The sequence below is a fragment of the Microcoleus sp. T3_B1 genome (genome assembly GCF_036700445.1).
In the GTDB taxonomy this organism is placed as follows: domain Bacteria; phylum Cyanobacteriota; class Cyanobacteriia; order Cyanobacteriales; family Microcoleaceae; genus Microcoleus.
This window is the reverse complement of the sequence record NZ_JAUBOX010000002.1, coordinates 97602-115905: the sequence shown is the minus strand read 5'-3', so window position 1 is coordinate 115905 and position 18304 is coordinate 97602. Positions and strand designations below refer to the sequence as shown.

General features: G+C 45.2%; 11 protein-coding genes. 2 read left to right on the top strand and 9 right to left on the bottom strand.

Annotated elements, in window-relative coordinates; translation table 11 throughout:
• Nucleotides 1-227: 227 nt before the first annotated feature.
• From QT990_RS01815 to carA, 3 genes are all read right to left on the bottom strand, one after another.
• Nucleotides 228-683, bottom strand: coding sequence for a ribonuclease III domain-containing protein (locus tag QT990_RS01815; protein ID WP_333102974.1), 456 nt, complete (start codon nucleotides 681-683; stop codon nucleotides 228-230).
• Between the two features lie 384 nt (nucleotides 684-1067).
• A complete protein-coding gene (locus QT990_RS01810) occupies nucleotides 1068-1424 on the bottom strand; it encodes an STAS domain-containing protein (protein WP_015176627.1) in 357 nt (118 codons plus the stop codon).
• A 181-nt stretch (nucleotides 1425-1605) separates the two neighbouring features.
• Complete coding sequence (carA, locus tag QT990_RS01805) at nucleotides 1606-2763, bottom strand: glutamine-hydrolyzing carbamoyl-phosphate synthase small subunit (protein ID WP_333141419.1); 1158 nt, start codon at nucleotides 2761-2763, stop codon at nucleotides 1606-1608.
• Nucleotides 2764-3152: 389 nt separating this feature from the next.
• Here carA and QT990_RS01800 point away from each other — a divergent pair, with 389 nt between their 5' ends.
• Nucleotides 3153-3797: a retropepsin-like aspartic protease gene (locus QT990_RS01800; protein WP_333141421.1), complete on the top strand. Its 645-nt coding sequence runs from the start codon at nucleotides 3153-3155 to the stop codon at nucleotides 3795-3797.
• Nucleotides 3798-3903: 106 nt separating this feature from the next.
• On the opposite strand, the gene QT990_RS01795 is transcribed toward QT990_RS01800, so the two are convergent.
• The 3 genes from QT990_RS01795 to QT990_RS01785 are packed head-to-tail and all read right to left on the bottom strand — an operon-like array spanning nucleotide 3904 to nucleotide 5423.
• The gene (locus QT990_RS01795) at nucleotides 3904-4125 is read right to left on the bottom strand and encodes a hypothetical protein (protein ID WP_333141423.1); all 222 of its coding nucleotides are present in this window, start codon (nucleotides 4123-4125) and stop codon (nucleotides 3904-3906) included.
• The gene (gene trpD, locus QT990_RS01790; protein ID WP_333141425.1) at nucleotides 4122-5237 is read right to left on the bottom strand and encodes an anthranilate phosphoribosyltransferase; all 1116 of its coding nucleotides are present in this window, start codon (nucleotides 5235-5237) and stop codon (nucleotides 4122-4124) included. The genes QT990_RS01795 and trpD overlap by 4 nt, the downstream gene beginning before the upstream one ends.
• Before the next feature lie 12 nt (nucleotides 5238-5249).
• Complete coding sequence (locus QT990_RS01785) at nucleotides 5250-5423, bottom strand: hypothetical protein (protein WP_333290005.1); 174 nt, start codon at nucleotides 5421-5423, stop codon at nucleotides 5250-5252.
• A 686-nt stretch (nucleotides 5424-6109) separates the two neighbouring features.
• Here QT990_RS01785 and QT990_RS01780 point away from each other — a divergent pair.
• Nucleotides 6110-9091 carry a PAS domain S-box protein gene (locus tag QT990_RS01780; RefSeq protein WP_333306310.1) on the top strand — a complete coding sequence of 994 codons (2982 nt, stop codon included), beginning with the start codon at nucleotides 6110-6112 and terminating at the stop codon, nucleotides 9089-9091.
• Nucleotides 9092-9332: 241 nt separating this feature from the next.
• Here QT990_RS01780 and QT990_RS01775 read toward each other — a convergent pair whose 3' ends face one another.
• From QT990_RS01775 to QT990_RS01765, 3 genes are all read right to left on the bottom strand, one after another.
• Nucleotides 9333-11102 (bottom strand): adenylate/guanylate cyclase domain-containing protein, encoded by a 1770-nt coding sequence (locus tag QT990_RS01775; RefSeq protein WP_333141430.1) that lies wholly within the window; start codon nucleotides 11100-11102, stop codon nucleotides 9333-9335.
• The gene (locus QT990_RS01770) at nucleotides 11099-11494 is read right to left on the bottom strand and encodes a response regulator (protein ID WP_333141431.1); all 396 of its coding nucleotides are present in this window, start codon (nucleotides 11492-11494) and stop codon (nucleotides 11099-11101) included. The genes QT990_RS01775 and QT990_RS01770 overlap by 4 nt, the downstream gene beginning before the upstream one ends.
• 659 nt (nucleotides 11495-12153) lie before the next feature.
• Nucleotides 12154-17829, bottom strand: coding sequence for an AAA family ATPase (locus QT990_RS01765; RefSeq protein WP_333306312.1), 5676 nt, complete (start codon nucleotides 17827-17829; stop codon nucleotides 12154-12156).
• Nucleotides 17830-18304 lie beyond the last annotated feature (475 nt).

The following is an 18304-nucleotide window of genomic DNA, read 5'->3' as shown; positions in this document are numbered from 1 at the left end:
CTGAAGGCTAGTCGATTGTAGATTGTAGATGTGAGATTCTTGATTGAGGGAGCAATCTTTGGGCTTTGAGATTTGAGATAGTCTAGCGAGGGAGCAAGGATTTTGCTGTGTTCAAATAGCTAGTTAATAACTGATAAATCTTGTTTTGCCGATCGAGATTTTTGCGGTTTTATGTTAGCCGTGCCAGGATGGTTAATTCATCCCTCCCCATTCCCAACTCTTAACTGCTAAATCATTTCATTCTCAAGTTCTAAAAGTGCCAGAATCTCGGTCAATCTTTCGGGATCGGTGAGATACAAATATCCGATCAAAGTTTCTAAGCTGCTGGCTTGTTGGTATATCTCTGGATCTGCTCGCTTAGAACGGCCTGCAGCAGCATTGCGGCCGCGCTTGACAATTGCTAATTCTGTACTGTTCAAGTAAGGAGAGAGCGATCGCAAGTGACGCGCTTGAGTTTCGGCTCGTACTTGCCCCACCACCAATTCGTGATAAGCTTGCAATCTTCTGGGCGGGACTAAGTACGAACTCCGAATGTAGAGTTCGTACACTGCATCTCCCAAATATGCCCAGGCTGCGGGCGAAATTCTTTCTATTTCTGCTGGTGTAGCCCTCGCAGGATGCACTCGATTTAAACTGATATCCGTCAGACTCAGTTTGAGTCCGTCATCTGCGATCGGCGACATACTTTTTTAAATAAAACTTCCGCACAGCTTGGTTTTTCTAGTCACTTACTTATTGCGTCTTTCACTACTTCAGCAATTATAGCTTTTACAGGAGTGTTCGCTGTCCGATCGCGAAACGAGATATATAGGCAAAGCTTGGCGCGACGATCGCACTCCTAAAAAAGGCTTTTTACAATCATCGGGATGCTCTACTTCTTATACCATTTTTTCGCGTGTTTGCCACACATATTTTACTGCCCATCCACCGAAACTCTAGGAATCGGGGAAATAGCCGCTGGCGCGTGTCGCAGCTTCTGGGAAAATCGGTATTGTTTTACCCGCACAAAAATAAAAATTTGCTATCCAGCGTTGAGAACCGGATAGCTAATTTAATTCACTTTGGCGTCAAGCATCCTTGACGTTTTTTACCGCCTCATCAACCGAAGGCTGCAAAGACAAAAATTTCTCTAAGCGAACCAGTTTAACAGTCTGAGTTACGCGGGGATTTGAGACAATTTGCAATGTCCCTTCCAAGGTTTGGGCTTTTTTGACAAGCTGCACAAGTGCGCCCAAGCCTGAACTATCCACAAAGTCTATCTGAGACAAGTCCAAAATTACGTGTTTTGGGCCCTCGTCAATACATTTGCTTATTACCTTCCGAAAAGTGGCCTCAGAAAAAGCGTCCAGCAGGCCCGTCAGGCGAAATAACTGACAGTTATTCCTGACTTCGCGAGTGCCTCTGAGGCTAACGGTCAGGGTCAATGACTCAGAAATGACACCCTCCTAGCTAGATATTGCTTAAAGTCGAGGCTTCATTATAGGAGTTTTTTGGTATTTTGTCTACAGTTTTTTAGTCATTAGTCATTAGTCATTAGTCATTAGTCAGAAGCGATCGACACAAACAGCCTCTGAGGACTACTGACTAATGACTGCTGACTGCTGACTACTTACTGCTGGCTACTTTCTGATTGTCTCGCATGGACTGCACGAATCGATCGAATAAATAATCGGCGTCGTGCGGGCCCGGACTGGCTTCTGGGTGGTACTGCACTGAGAACAGCGGCAGAGTTTTATGCTTCAATCCGGCTACGGTGCGATCGTTCAAATTGAGATGAGTAATCTCTACTTCGGGGGCTAAGGAATCGGGGTCGATCGCAAAACCATGATTTTGGCTAGTAATTTCTACTTGCTCAGTTAAACCCGCTGGATGATTCAATCCCCGATGGCCGAACTTCAGTTTAAAAGTTTCTGCACCCAAGGAAAGTCCCAAAATTTGGTGTCCCATGCAGATGCCGAATACGGGTTTGTCCGACTTTAACAAAGCTTTCGCAGTCGCGATCCCTTCCGTTACCGCCGCCGGATCTCCGGGGCCGTTGGACAGAAAAATGCCGTCCGGGTTGTATTTGAGGATTTCCTCCGGCGACGTGTCAGCCGGGACAACGATGACCCGACACCCGTAACTCGCCAGACGCCGCAGGATGTTGCGCTTGATCCCAAAGTCTAGCGCTACCACCGTCCACATTTGGCCGTTAGCAGGTTTGACTGTAGGACTGAACTCCCAAACCGAGTCCGTGGCTTCAGACCACTCGTAAACCTCGCGAGTGGTGACTTCCTGCACCAGATTCAGCCCGTCCATGCTGGGGGCATCTTGCACTAGCTCCAAAAGCTCTGCCTGGTCGAGAATCGTCGTCGAAATGCCGCCGTTGATCGCTCCCACCGTGCGAATCTTGCGAGTCAGGGCGCGGGTGTCGATCCCGTAAATTCCGGGGATATCGTACTGTTTCAGGTAGTCTTGCAGAGATTGTGAGCAGCGCCAGTTGCTGGGGCGACTGCATACGTTCCGGGCGATCGCACCCCGAACTTGCGGGCGCGAGGATTCTTCGTCTTCAAGATTTACGCCGGTATTGCCCAATTCTGGATAAGTAAAAGTTACAATTTGACCGCAATAGCTGGGATCGGTCAATACTTCTTGATAGCCCGTCATTCCAGTATTAAATACTACCTCGCCAACGACGGTGGCGTCAGCGCCAAAAGACCAGCCGCGGTAAGCAGTACCGTCAGCCAGGACTAGGAGAGCGGGTTGTGCAGTTGAAAGTGACATGGCATCCTTAATTACTTTCGTTTGGTTTAATTCTTACCACTGCCAGGGATTTGATGCTAGTCGGCAATGTACAGATATTATTTTAATTTGTGCAATGGTTCGCAAAAGCAAGGCACTTATGCCACAGGTAATCAAAAAGCAGCCATACAGCAGTTCTCAATCTTGGTGAGGTATGCCCACGGAGGCCTATGCCCACGGAGGCCTATGCCCTATGCCCGCTTATAAAGCGTGCACCTCATGTTACTGAGAAAGGCTATAAGTGCAAACTCTCCATCTCCCCCGCGCCAGCAATTTATCTGCCAGCAGCTTAGGATGCGGGCGGAAATTCTATATCTATACCAAAAGGCAGTTGTCGCTGTTACGATCGAGCTACTGCGTTTAATCAAACTATGGCCAGCAAATCTCCCTTGCCTTTACTCTCCAACTCAAAAAAGCCTCTACCCATCCCTCAAAACCTGCGCCAACCTTTACTGGTGTTAGCAGGAGTTATTTCTCTGAGCAGTTCAATTTTAGTAGGAAGTGTTGCCAACTCCTCGCCAGCAGTGGCTCAAGAAAGTGAGGGATGCTTCATGCGGAGCTCGTCAGGCCGAACCGTCAACCTCAGCCAATCAGTCTGCGGTTTTCTCCCCAAAGAATTGACTCCGCCCACTTCGGCGGCAGCAAAGTCGGGAGTGTTTCAGGCAAAAATCAAACGCCGGGAGGCTAATATCCCCGTCATAGAAGTCACGTTTAACGGCAAACAAAAGTTCGAGATGATGGTAGATTCTGGAGCTAGTGGCACAGTAATTACACCAGCAATGGCTAAAGCCTTGGGGGTTGTTCTCCAGGGCACAGTGCAAGCACAAACTCCCAACGGAGTGGCTACTTTTCCCCTCGGTCGCCTGACTTCTATGGAAGCAGGTGGTCTGGCCGTTAACAATGTAGTTGTCGCTGTCTCGCCATCCCTAGAAATCGGACTGTTGGGTCACGACTTTTTTGGTAATAAAGATGTGACTATTAAGCAAGATGTCATTGAATTTCGATCGCGGTCTTAAAAAGAAGTTAGTGGTTAGTTATTATTTGTTAGTTGTTATTTGTTATTGATTACTGGTTATTTGTAGCAACTGCTTTCCTAACAACTACCAACTGCTTTCGGCTCAACTAACAACTAATATCATGTCCGATCGATCGCGCATCATACATAGTCGGGGCGGGTTTTTGAGATTGTCGGTTTTTGGCGACTATTGCTGGTGAACCCGCCCCTACAGGAATCACGGTCAATCGACCGAACATGATATAACAACTGTCAACTGTCAACTGCCAACTGTCAACTGCCAACTGCCAACTGCCAACTGCCAACTCCCAACTGACAACTGACTTCATTTCAAAAACTCAATCAACTCTTGCAACTTCAACCAAGATTCACCGCTAAATAAAATCTCCTTAGCCATAGAAACTCCTGCTGCGTGAGAACCCATAGGAATTGCACCTCCCACCTGAAAAGCCAAAGACGCATTCAAAGCTACAACATCCATTTGTGCGGGCGTACCTTTGCCTTGCAAAATGTTCCGCAAAATCTCGGCGTTTTCCTCAACATTTCCGCCTTTTAACGAGCCGATCGCACTTGGTGTCAATCCTACCTTTTCCGGGTCTAAAGTAGTGAGTTCCACTTTGCCATCAGACAAAACCGCCAAATCAGTCACATCTCCCAAACCCGCCTCGTCCAATTTTTCTCTGCCGTGAACGACTACAGCTAACTCAGTCCCCAACTCGCCCAAAGCTTGAGCAATAGTTGATACCAGACTAGGATCGAACACCCCGATTACCTGCCCTGTAGGGCGCATAGGATTGACAAGGGGCCCTAATAGGTTAAAAATAGTCCGCACCTTCAAAGTGCGCCGGAGCGACGCTACAGCCTTAAGTGCGGGATGCCACCCAGGGGCAAATAAAAAGGTGATGCCCACGGAATCTACCGCACATCTCACCTTCGCGGGATCGGCGTTGAGGTTGACTCCCAGTGCTTCCAACACGTCAGCAGAACCCACTTTGCTCGATGCGGAGCGATTTCCGTGTTTCGCGACTCGAACTTTGCCGGCGGCGGCCACAAAAGCTACAGCAGTGGAAATGTTAAACGTGGAAGCGCCGTCGCCGCCTGTGCCGCAAGTATCAATTAATTTGAGATTGGAGATTGAGGAGTTGGGATTGACAACGCTCTCCGACTCGCCTGCAAGCGACTGAGAATGCAATACCTGAGCCATTCCTACCAATTCTTGGGCCCAGATGCCTTTGGCTTGGATGGCCGCTAAAATTGCTCCTGAGAGGACGGGGGGAATAGCTTCTGCTAGCCATCCCTGCATCAAGTCGGCTGCTTGGGCGCGTGAGAGAGATTGTCTGTCTAATAGTTGTTGGAGGAGGGCTGGCCACACAGGAGAATCCGCCGTCAGGGTTGAAGCAGGGGATAACTCTGGCGTTGCTAGTAGAGGAGAATCGGTCATTAATATTAGTTTCTAGTCAAATTTAGCTCGATCGAGCTTTGCGGCCAAACCGAGAATCGATCGGGATTTTACCAGACTTGCCGACCACATTTTGCGCGATCGGCCCCAGATTTTTGCCCAAATGCCAGCACCGCTACAGAATTTTTCCGCCCGCAGCAGCAGAATATGAATTTTTTGATACAACAATTACCCTATTGTTGTGCCAACTTTACATACAAACCCCCGATCGTACAACTGCCAGCAGTCTGCTGTATTATTTATCAGCAATAATACTTAACAGTAACTCAGAGCACCCAAAGACCGATAAAAGTTTCCGACAGGAGTTGTGGAAACCAAAAAATTTTAGATTTTAGGAGAGCCCCAGATTCATCTGGGGAGTCAACTTTAATCTAAAATCTAAAATCTAAGATCGACTGACAGCAAGGACAGCGAGCATTTAGCTCTTGCAGGCGGGTTAGTTGCTTCGGGTAAGAGTCGATCGTACTCTCACCCAAATCATAAAAATAGACTCTGGCGGTTGTAGAAGTAGCTGCCTTTTATTGTAACAACATCTTTGCTACTAACTTATTTCAGGGTATTCAACTGCTAATATATTCAGGGAGATTTCAAGGAGCGGGTTTTGAGCGAACACCTGCACCGCAGGCCGAGCTATTTGCCAAGGCGATTGTGACAGCCAGCCACGCCTCAACTAAATAGCGGAGCAAGTAAACTTTCCGCAGCAACGACTAACAACTAACAGCCCCGTAGGACAGATGAATAAACACACTCGTCTCCGGCTGCGAAACACCATCTTTAGCCTAAATAACGGCTCAAAATTAACAGGCTGTAAACCAAAAATATTCAACTCACACACAAGAGCAGGGTATTCACAAGTGGGAAATCAAAAATTAGGAAATAAAGCGATAGAATGCCTGAATGTCGCGGAGGCACTGCACCAAATGGAAGCAAAATATTATAGTATGTTTGAAAATGCTGTGTCTGGTATTTTTCAAACAACCCAATCCGGTCGCTACATCAGCGCTAACCCAGCTTTGGCTCGAATCTACGGATATAATTCCGCCGAGGAATTAATGGGCTGTCTGACTGATATCAGCCATCAGCTTTACGTCAATCCCGATCGCCGCGATCAGTTTGTTTATGCTTTGCAAGAACAGGGCATCGTATCGGATTTTGAGTCGCAGATTTATCGCCGAGACGGAACAATAATTTGGATCGCTGAGAATGCGCGGGCTGTCTGCGATGAAGCAGGTAAATTGCTCTACTACGAAGGTTTTGTAGAAGATATCACCCAGCGCAAGCAAGCAGAATCTGGACTTCGAGAAAGCGAAGAACGCCTGCGCTTAATAATTGAAGGCGTTAAGGATTACGCTATATTCATGTTAGATCCTGATGGGTATGTAGCTAGCTGGAATTCAGGTGCAGAACGCATTTTGGGATACAGAGCTCATGAAATAGTCGGCAATAATGCGGAGTGTTTTTTCACGAAAGAAGATATTGAAATCGGCAAGCCCCAAGAAAAATTAATCAGGGCGGTGGCCGAAGGTCGATACGAAAATGAAGGCTGGCGGCTTCGCAAAGACGGATCGCGATTTTGGGCGAATATTATTGTTACTCCTTTGCGCGATGAAAGGGGAAAGTTGCAGGGCTTTTCTCAAGTAATGCAGGATATTACTGAGCAAAAGCGGGCGGCGGAGGAAAAGATGCAGTTGATTGCTTCTTTGCAGGCGTCGGAAAAAAAGTTTCGCACTTTGTACGAATCGACGACTGATGCGGTAATGCTGCTAGACGAAGAGGGTTTTTTGGATTGCAATCCGGCTACTTTAAAGTTATTTGGATGCAGCACTGAGTCGGAGTTTTGCGGCAAGCATCCTGCCGAATTTAGCCCGCCGTTGCAACCGGACGGACAAGATTCTAGGAGTATTTATCAAGAGCGAATTAATACGGCTATGCGATCGGGAAATTGCCGCTTTGACTGGCGGCACTGCCGTTTGGATGGTTCTGAGTTTCCGGCGGAGGTGCTGCTAACTTCTATGGATATCGGCGGCAAAATAGGGCTGCAAGGCGTGGTGCGCGATATCACTTATCGGGTGCAGGCTGAGGAAGCCCTGAAGCAGGCTAATGAGGTATTGGAATGCCGGGTTAAAGAGCGGACAAGTCAGTTGGAAGAGGCTATTAAAAAGTTGAGGTTATCGGAAGAAAAGTTTTCTAAGGCTTTTCGGTCGAGTCCAGATCCGATGATAATTACTACTTTTGCTGAGGGTCGTTTTATAGAAGTTAATGATAGTTTTCTGTCGATGACTGGTTACAGTTTAGAAGAAACGACCTGGAATACAGTACCGGGGTTAAATATTTGGGTAAGGCCTGAAGACAGACTTAATTTTAGGCGCCGTTTGCACGAACAAGGTGTTGTTCGCAATCAGGAGTGCGAGTTTCGCATGAAGTCGGGATCGGTGGTGGTGTGTTTGCTGTCAGCGGAATTGATTAATTTGGACGGCGAACTCTGTATGCTGGCGGTGATGACGGATATTACCGATCGCAAACACGCCGAAGAAGCCCTACGGGAAAGCCAGCGGGCTTTGGCGACGCTGATGAGCAATTTGCCGGGAATGGCCTACCGTTTTCGGAACGATGCCGATCGCAGTATGGAGTTTGTCAGCGAAGGTTGCTATCAGTTAGCCGGCTATTCTCCTGAAGAATTTATCGGCACTCGGCAAGTTTCTATATCGGAATTGACTCACCCGGACGATCGCGAGAATTTGTGGAATGCCGTGCAAGTTGCCTTACAAGAAAATCGACCCTATCAGCTAAATTACCGAATTACTACTAAAAACGGCGAATTAAAATGGGTTTGGGAGCAAGGTTTGGGAGTGTTTTCCGACTCTGGAGAATTGATAGCTTTGGAAGGGTTAATTACTGATATTTCCGAGCAAAAACGCAGTGAAGAAGCTTTACTGCGATCGCAAACAGAGTTAACCCAACAAAAACTTCAACTCGAAAATACTTTGCACGAATTGCAGCAAACTCAAGCGGTATTGATTCACACTGAGAAAATGTCTACTCTCGGTCAAATGGTAGCTGGTGTTGCTCACGAAATTAACAATCCTGTTAGCAGCGTGTGCGGCAATCTCGTCCACGTCGGCCACTACACGGAAGATTTGCTGGATTTGATCGATATGTACCAGCAGCACTGCCCACAGCCGCCGGCAGCAATTCAAGATAAAATTAAGGATATCGAATTAGAGTTTCTGCTAGAAGATTTGCCCAAAGCGATGTCTTCGATGCAGGTTGGGGCCGATCGCATTCGGGAAATCGTGCGATCGCTCAGAAATTTCTCCCGCAAAGATGATTCTCAAATGAGCAAAGTTAATCTGCACGAAGGGATTGAAGGAACGTTGCTGATTCTGCAAACCCGTTTGAAAGCCAGAGGCAACTATCCCGAAATTGCGGTAATTAAGGACTATGGAAATTTGCCTTTGGTTGAGTGTTATGCTGGGAAAATCAATCAGGTATTTATGAATTTGATCGGAAATGCGATCGACGCGATCGAGGAATACAACGAAGGGCGTTCAGTTGCCGAAGTCAAAGCTAACCGCAGCAAGATTAAAATTAGGACTGAAGTCCAAAACTCCAATGCTGTAATTAGGATTTCTGACAACGGCCCCGGTATGCCAGAAGAAGTTTCCCAGCAGTTATTCGAGGCTTTTTTTACCACCAAACCCGCTGACAAAGGCACCGGTTTAGGCTTGTCCATTTCCTACAAAGTTGTCCAAGAACACGGTGGCAAACTGACTTGCGTTTCTGCACTCGGCCACGGAGCCGAGTTTATCATAGAATTGCCGATCGAACAACCGTAGTCAGCAGTTATTAGTCATTAGTCATTAATCAATAGTCAGTAGTCAGTAGTCAGTAGTCAGTAGTCAGTAGTCATTAATCATTAATCATTAGTCAGCAGTCAGTAGTCATTAGTCATTAGTCATTAGTCAGCAGTCAGTAGTCCTTGGTTATTACTAAAAATCACCAACTAACAACTACCAACTGACAACTGACAACTGTCAACTGTCAACTGTCAACTGTCAACTGTCAACTGTCAACTAACTACTGACACCTTTCCCAATAAATTCGAGCCACCTTATCCCCCGGATTTTGCCCCAAACAAGCCGCAAAAAGTCCCGCAGCTTCCCTAAAATTATTCATATTGTACAAAGACAAAGCCTCAGTAAATAGTTGCAGAGTCGCTAACTTCCCCGCTTTAACTTCCGGCAAATCCGCATCAAAAACTTCATAAACAGTCACCCATTCAGACTTACCCTTAACCTGAACTTTATCAATTACCCGAATTGCATAATCAGCAGGATTTGTCAAGCGAGCGAAAGTCTGCTGAGTAATTAACAGCGACACCCCGTAATTCTTCGTCAAACTTTCAATCCGAGAAGCCAAATTAACAGCATCGCTAATCACAGTACCGTCCATGCGGCTTTTCCCGCCCACTATACCCAAAATCAAAGAACCAGTATTGATTCCCACCCCAATCTGAACCGGCACATAACCCAAAGAAGCGCGCTCTCGATTGTATTCAGCAAGAGTATGCAGCATGGCAATTCCGGCTTTCACAGCATCATCCGCCCCCTCACTAAACAAAGCCATAATTGCATCGCCAATATACTTATCAATAAACCCCTGATTTTCCACAATCAGCGGTTCCATTCGACTCAGATAAGAATTGATAAATTTGAAATTCTCTTCCGGTGTCATCTTTTCCGAGAGAGTAGTGAAATCGCGGATGTCAGAAAACAAAACTGACATTTCCAACTCCACCGCTTCTCCCAATTTAATATCAACAATACTATCACATCCCAAAAAAGCTAAAAACTCATTGGGTACAAAGCGACTTGTCGCCTCCGCAATTTCTAATTCTGCATCCAGTGAAAGTTCCAAATTGCAATTGACCTCAAAGAGATCCTCAATGAACTTTTTGCGTTCGGCCTCAGCTTCTTGGCGTTCCGTGATATCTTGAAAAGTGTTGATAGCATAAACAATATTTCCTTGTTGATCGTAGATGGGAGTAGCGAAGATTTCTAGGGGAATAATCTTGTCGCCTTGATGAACTTCTGCATCGTCAGCCCTAGCACTTTCCCCCTTCAAGGCGCGCACGATGGGCAAATTCTCCGTAGGATACTTTTGATTGGTGCCTGCTTGATAGAGTTGATAAACCTCGGACAATTGCTTGGAACTGCTATCCGGTACAACTCCTTTACCCAATATCTCTTTTGCTTTCCGATTGATGTAGTAAGGTTCTCCGGCCGCATCCAGGACACCCACACCAATCGGCATTGCTTCCAAAAACTGTGTCAACCGATTTTCATTTTCGTGTAGTTTAGCAATGAGTACGGTTTGCTGGCTGTTTAACTCGGCAAACTCCTGATTTATTTGCTGGAGTTGGGCATTTTGTTCTGTCAGTTGTTTATCTTGAAGATAACTATTTAGCGCTTCTCTAATTGTCAATTTCAAGTCTTCAGATTGCCAAGGTTTGGTAATATAACGATATAAGTTTGCAGAGTTGATAGCATTGGCGATCGCCCCAATATCTGCTTGTCCTGTCAGCATAATTTTTATAGTTTTAGGCGAAATTATATGAGCCTGTTTCAACAGCTCATCTCCCTTCATATCAGGCATAATGTGGTCGGAAATAATTAAAGGAATTTCATCCCCCTCCTCTAGCAATTCTTCAATTAACTCTAATGCCTCTTGCCCACCTTCAGCAATTTCGATTATATAATCATTGCCAACAGCCTCTTGCAGTTCTGCTTTGAGGCTCCTGAGTACAGTTTTCTCATCATCAATACAGATAATTACCTGTTGGCTCATAGTTTAGATAAACCAGATTTAATAGTTTCTAGCAAATCGGATTCCAGCCAAGGTTTAGATAAGCAACAATGAAGGTTGGCTAGTTTTTTTGCTCTTTCAATGGCTACTTCATCCGCTTGACCCGTCAGCAGAATTTTAATAACATGCGGGTATTCCTTGTGAATGCGGATTAGTAGCTCATCTCCCTTAATACCGGGCATTAACCAATCCGAAATAATCAGAATCACGTGGGTGTGTTCGTCAGAAAGTTCGCTGATTACATCTAAAGCCTCCTCAGCATCTTCGGCTGCTTCGTAAATGTAGGCATTGCCAAATTCTGCTGCTAGCTGCGTCCTGAGACTGTCTAATACCATTCTCTCATCGTCAACGCACAAAATAACTGGTTTAGACATCTATTTTTTATCCTTTTTAATTGTTATTAGTAGCAAAGGTAGCCAAAGTAGTAAAGTGTATTAGTAGGCCCCATCTTATCTTAAGATGTCACAAGTCAACGGCTCGCCAAATCCTCTCCCCCTCCCCAGTCGCCGAAACCAACCAACTTATCTGCGTAGCACCTTAGCTGAGCATAACGCATCGTACTGCTGTTTTACATCTGTTTCCTGTTGAATCTGAGATATTGCACCATTCTCAATTAGCCGTAGGGGCGGGTTCGCCAACAGCCTTAAAGCTTGCAAATAGGTTCTATAAACCCGCCCGACCCCACGAAAAATCCTCTTATTGATATTGCTGCAAGATGTCAGTTGAATCGGAGTTAGGGGCCTCAAAACGTTTTATCTTTTGAAATCAATCCTCTCTATGGGGTAGATGGCAGCTTACGCGGAACCAAGCAAAATCCGACCGACTTACTACGGGAGCATCTCATATTTGTAAAAATACTTCTTCTGGCTCCTTCCTTCTTCTGGCTCCTTCCTTCTTCTTCTTTCCTTCTGCCTCTTTCCTTCTGCCTCCTGCCTCCTGCCTCCTGCCTCAAAACTCCAATTTCTAGCGGAGGGCTGCAAAGGTGAGATGCTCCCCTTACTACCTTATATCGTTTGCGAACTCCTTGACCTGCTTATACAGTGATCGTTGGCAGGAAAACATTAAATGTAGTTTTGCCCGGAATTGATTCGACTTCAATTTTTCCCTGATGCTTGTCAACAATCTTCTTCACAATATCTAGTCCTAATCCGCTGCCTTCTCCTGCGGGCTTAGTAGTAAAAAATGGGTCAAATATTTTCCCTTTTATTTCTTCTGGTATCCCCTGGCCGGTGTCGCTAATGCTAATCTTAGCCTGATCATCTTGAGCCGTTAACTCAATTGTTAACGTGCCTCGATAACCCATTGCTTGCAAAGCATTGTGAATTAAATTCGTCCAAACTTGATTTAGTTCGTCTGGATAGCACAGTATCGGCGGGATTTCGGCATAGTTTTTGATAACCTCAACTCCCTGTTTGAGGAGATTTTGATACAGGGTTAAGATTGTTTCAATACCTTCTGTAATACTGGCTGCTGTTTTTGCGCCAGACTGTTCGTAGCGGGCATAAGTTTTCAATGCAAAAACTACTTTTGATGCTCTATCTGTAGCTGTGTTGATAGTAGCAATACCTCTTTTTAATTCAGAAATTTTGTATGCTAGGTCTAGGAGATGTAAACTATCATATCTTTGCAACAAAGGGACAAAGGTATCAATTTCATTATAAACGCCCATGATCGTTAGGCGATCGGCTACGGTATCGGCACTGTCAATTCCTAATTCTTCCAATTGGCTTCTCAAAGCTCTCTTCAATTTGCGTTCTTCTTTGGTTGATAAGCTTGCTTCTTGTTGGAGGGAACGCTGAAGTAAACTCAAGAAATTCTGTGCTTCTTCTGGGGAGAGAGATTGAAAAAGTGCCGGCAACTGTTCTAAAGTTTGATTTAAGAACTTAGAAACATTTCCTGCCGACGAGCGAATTGCACCCAGGGGAGTGTTAACTTCGTGAGCAACTCCGGCCACAAGTTGTCCTAAAGCTGCCATTTTTTCTGATTGAATCAATCCTTCTTGGGTGGCTTCGAGATTGCTTAAAGCTTGTGATAATTCTTGGGTGCGTTCTTCGACTTTGGCTTCTAAGTTGGCATAGAGTTGGGCATTTTCTATGGAGATGGCAGCTTGGGAGGCTAAGATATTTAAGACTGCCAACCGATCGGGAGTAAAGGCATTTGTAACGAGAGTATTTTCTAAGTAAAGAATGGCGATCACCTTTCCTTGATGTTGAATCGGCAGACACAAAACCGACTTGGGGTGATGCTGGATGATATAAGAGTCAGCAGCAAAGGTAGCCTCAGTCGTCGCATCATTAATTACCAAAGTTTCTTGGGTGCGCGAGACATAGTTAATAATCGCGATCGGAATTACGCTAGAGTCAACAACGGGAGTTGAGAGAAGGTTGCACGATTTACCGATCGCACATTGAGCCGCGACGAAGAAAGAATCTCTTTCTCTCAAAATCATAGCTCCTTTTTCTGCTCCCGCATTCTCAATCATCACTTGCATCAAAGTGGAGAGCAACTTATCGATGTTGATTTCTCCTGAAAGTGATTGAGATGCTTTGATTACTGTTGCCAAGTCCAGAATTTGTGAAACACCTGAACTGGTACTGGCAACAGTTTCCGCAATCATTTTGGCAAGTGTCTGACCTCTTTTTAAGCTCGTTTTAGGGTGAAAAATAGGCGCAAGTAATTGGAGATAGCGCTTTTCTAAATCCTCAACTTTTGCCTGGGCGCCCCAGCGTGCATAGGCGTAGTAAGCATCAGTTAGGTACACTTGGGCAATTTTTTCTTTTCCCCAGGCTAAATAGAATTTAGCTGCCAGCTCATTGCTAAGTGCTTCTTCATTAATGTACTGATTTTCTTTAGCGAGTTTAATAGCGCGATCGTAATAATCCATCGCCTTCATATTTTGACCTAAAACTCGATGTCGTTCTGCTTCCACTAAATACCATTTATGCAGATAATTCATCGGAGCATTTTGCGCCCACTGTTGCAGCGTGCTTTGATGGGTTTCCACTAAGGCAAGATTTTCAGTTTGCTCATCAATTGCTGGCTGTGCCGGAAAAAGTGCCAGGTGGGTGAGGGCGGCATAAAAATGGAAAATGGGGACAAAAACCGATCCCGATACTCCCATCAAATACTGTTTGACTTGAGTAATGTTGTCTAGGGCAGCCGTGTAATTGCCATAGCAGTAAGCAAGCAGCAGTTTGAAGATGCAGGCACAGGCGATCGCCGTGAATTCATTATCCTGATAGTGCTTGGGAATCATCACCGTTTCATCGTAGGCGGAGCCTATTAACAAATCCGGCCGAATATGGGTTTCCCTCAAGTTCTGCACCGTCTGCTGAACCATATCCAAATAAATCTGAGCAGAATATTGTTTCAACTGCGCCATAACAGCCCTGTAACCTGCTATTTCGGGTTCCCAAGTGTCTAGTTCTACCCCAGCGAATAAATGCGTATAAAAATAAATATATATGTTGTAGCCAGCGTCTACAAAGTCGCCAGTTTCCATGCCAGCCGTAAAGCCATCTTTCAGCGTCGGTATCGTTGCCAAAAGAGATTCTTGATGATGCTGAATCCAGCCACCAAACAAAAGTAGAACTGTGGGCTTGAGTTCGGGCACATTCAACCTATCGAGTAATGAGAGTGCCAATTGCCCAAAGCCATAGCCGGTTTCCACCTCTTGTAAAAAGGCACACAACACCATCCCGTGCATCGCATACCCCACCGTCGAGGCGGGCGCATTCCCAAAGGAGAGCGATAAACTCACCATCGTTGAGCTCAGCAGGGGCAGTAAACCGGGCATTCCCTGGAAAATGGGTGGAAACAACATACCAGACAGTTGCATAGCTGCCTGAGTCTGTGGATTTGTCATCACAGGTAGGTCAACCAATTCCTCAATCTTTCTGCTGCCGAGGAGGGCCGCAAGGGCTTGTAGCGCTTTGCCAATCAAGGCTTCATCAGGTTCGGCAGGGAGTTCAATCCCCAATTGTAAGAGTGCCTCTCTTGCTACGGCGATCGTTTCTAACACCTTGCTCTGGGCTGTCTGAGCTGCAATTTGAATTTCGTAAATTTTAACTCGATCTAAAATTGTTTGGGCTTCTTGCAAAACCAGTGCTGCCATCTGTTCCATACCCTCAAGGTCAGCATTCAAATAGGCAGCTTCAGCAGCAGCAATATAGAGATTCAGGGTTAATTCATATTGAGTTTGCCAGCAGTTTGCCCTCAAGAGTTCAATCCCTGTTTGCAGATAAATATTTGCCGCAGCATAAGCAGTTGAAGCTTTAGCTTTACGTCCGGCAATTAAATTTAATTGAGCTAGTTGATCTCGCTCAGTCTGATACTCAATTAACTCCACCCCCATATTCAACTGGTTGACAATATCAAAAATTTTCTCTTGTATTTCTGCTTCCGTAGGGGCGGTGCCCCCGTGCCCGCCCTTCCTCAACAGCAGTTGCCCAATTTCGAGATGGGTGGACTGTTTCTGGGATTCGGGAATCAGAAAATATGCTGCTTGCTGCACTCGGTCATGTAAAAACTTGTAGGGAACCGATAACTCCGACGCTTGTGCAACTTCAACTGATTCCGAGTCCTGAAAAAACTTGTAAACTTCAGTAATCGGAATAACTAACCCTTCTTGCAACGCTTTCCACAAATGGGCCGCTGTCTCACTCTGAGATTTTTTATGAACAATGGCCAGGGTTGCTAAGTCAAATTGGTTGCCAATACAAGCTGCTAGTTTCAGAACATTCTGGGTATCTCTGGGCAAGTTTTGCAACTGAATCGCCATAAACTCGACCACATCATCGGTAAAAGCTAGCGTCCTCACTTGGGAAATATCGCATTGCCAACCCCCCATTGCTTCCCTTAGCCAAGGGGGGGTTGGGGGGGTAACATCAAACTTAATTAACCCATCTTTATGAAGAAATTTTAGAAATTGAGTAGCAAAAAAAGGATTCCCTTTGGTTTTGGTAAAAATTAGTTCTGTCAGAGGAATCGCCCTTTCTGGTGGACAGGAAAGAGTATCGGCAATCAGGCAATTCAGGGAAGTTTTGTCTAGGGGTGCTAAAGTAATTTGGTTGACTGTTGCCGAGTTTTTGCGAATCTCATCCAAGGTCAGGATCAGTGGGTGTGCTGGAAAAACTTCATTATCCCGATACGCTCCCATTAACAACACATAGCGGGTATTCGTCTCGCTCATCAACAATTGCATTAGCTTCAATGAAGCCGAGTCTGCCCACTGCAAATCATCCAAAAAAATTACTAAAGGATGCTCTTTTGTTGCGAACACTCGGATGAAGTTTTGAAATAATAAATTAAAGCGATTTTTAGCGGCGGTTCCCTCTAGTTGGGGTACTTTTTTCTGCTTGCCAATCAGGTGTTCTAATTCAGGAATGACATCAATAATGACCTGACCGTTTTCACCCAAAGCCTCCAATATTTTGACTTTCGCTTTCTGCACCTGGGCCGCACTTTCGGTGAGTAATTGCCGCATCAAATTCTGGAATGCTTGTACCCATGCAGAAAAGGGAATATCACGCTTGAATTGGTCAAATTTTCCTTTGATAAAGTAACCCCGTTGGCGGACAATGGGTTTGTGAACTTCATTCACTACAACGGTTTTACCAATGCCGGAAAAGCCAGCCACTAGCATAATTTCGACTCTCCCTTGCTCCCCGTTGGTAAGGGTGGGGTGACTGATGCGATCGAAGGCTTCTAATAGCGTCTTAACTTCAGTTTCTCTACCGTAGAGTTTTTCGGGAATGACGAAGCGATCGCAAATATCCCTATTCCCCAAGGTAAACTGGCTAATATTGCTATTTTCTTCCCATTGCTGCCAACAGTTTTCTAAGTCGTATCGCAGTCCAACAGCACTTTGATAGCGTAACTCTGGAGTTTTCTCCATCAATTTCATAATGATATTATTCACCATCACTCCCATAGATGGAACCCGATTTATTGGGGGAGTTGGAATCTTGGCAATATGACAGTGAACTAACTCCATTGGATCGGTCGAGTTAAAAGGTAATTGCCCTGTCAGTAGTTCGTAAAACGTGACTCCCAGCGAGTAAAAATCTGTGCGGTAGTCGATACCCCGATTCATTCGTCCCGTCTGTTCTGGGGACATATAAGCTAGGGTTCCTTCTAAGACGTTTGGATTTTGGATTTGTTGGTTTTCTCTGGGTAAAAGAGAGGAAATGCTGAAGTCAATTAATTTAACTTCTTTAGTTTTAGGGTTAATGATAATATTCTGGGGCTTGATATCTTTGTGAATAATTCGGTTGTGATATAATCCTTCTAGGGTTTGGACAATCTGAATCGCGATGGGCATGAATTCATCTAGCGGTAGGGGCGAATTATGGGGGGAGGAAACCTCAGAATTACTTGATAGGCGATCGCCCAAATTCTTCGCTTCAGCATTAGCAGTATACTCAGCAAGGGAAACACCGCCAACATCCTCCATTACCAGAGCAAAAGCATGGCGGTAGTTTAAGAGTGCAATGGGTTTGACAATTCCCGGAAGGTCAAGATTTTTGGTAATGGTGTACTGATTCCGCAAATGCACCAGTTCGCCCACAGTTGGATACTCGCTCAATAGCAGTTTGATAATTACTTTTTGGTTTGACTCAGAAACTCCTCGATAAACCTGTGTTCTAGAGCCATTGTAGATTTGCTCAATGATGCGATAGCCGGGAATTGTTAACAAATTATCAGTCATTCGATTTTAGATTTTAGATTTTAGATTTTAGATTGAGCCCACGGATAAATTCGGGGGCGTGAGGATTTTATATTTTTGATTTTGGATTGATTCCACGGATAAATCACGGGGCGGGTACCATCAAGAAATTCTTGGTCCTGCCCAAGAGGTTAAATAAAGATTCTATAGATGCTACCGGAGCCTGAAAATGATAAATTTGGGAATAGACTAAGACAGCTCTATTGCTTAGCTCGTTTCTCTAATATCAAATCCGTTAGCATCGGAATAGTAAATCCGAGTTCACTGTTCACTGTTCACTGTTCACTGTTCACTGTTCACGGCGTCAACAGTCAACCGTCAACAGTCAACCGTCAACATCATGTATGAGTGTAACCGGAAATGATATAACAGGTGATAGACATTGTTCAGCCTGTACTAGCTGAATTTTTTAAGCGGAAATTCTTGGTTTTTCAAATTTTATCAAAGATTTGGGTTT

What these genes read in the sequence shown, in the direction of transcription:
- QT990_RS01815 (WP_333102974.1), bottom strand. Translation starts at nt 683, where the DNA reads ATGTCGCCGATCGCAGATGACGGACTCAAACTGAGTCTGACGGATATC.
- carA (WP_333141419.1), bottom strand. Translation starts at nt 2,763, where the DNA reads ATGTCACTTTCAACTGCACAACCCGCTCTCCTAGTCCTGGCTGACGGT.
- QT990_RS01800 (WP_333141421.1), top strand. Translation starts at nt 3,153, where the DNA reads ATGGCCAGCAAATCTCCCTTGCCTTTACTCTCCAACTCAAAAAAGCCT.
- QT990_RS01795 (WP_333141423.1), bottom strand. Translation starts at nt 4,125, where the DNA reads ATGAAGTCAGTTGTCAGTTGGGAGTTGGCAGTTGGCAGTTGGCAGTTG.
- trpD (WP_333141425.1), bottom strand. Translation starts at nt 5,237, where the DNA reads ATGACCGATTCTCCTCTACTAGCAACGCCAGAGTTATCCCCTGCTTCA.
- QT990_RS01775 (WP_333141430.1), bottom strand. Translation starts at nt 11,102, where the DNA reads ATGAGCCAACAGGTAATTATCTGTATTGATGATGAGAAAACTGTACTC.
- QT990_RS01770 (WP_333141431.1), bottom strand. Translation starts at nt 11,494, where the DNA reads ATGTCTAAACCAGTTATTTTGTGCGTTGACGATGAGAGAATGGTATTA.
- QT990_RS01765 (WP_333306312.1), bottom strand. Translation starts at nt 17,829, where the DNA reads ATGACTGATAATTTGTTAACAATTCCCGGCTATCGCATCATTGAGCAA.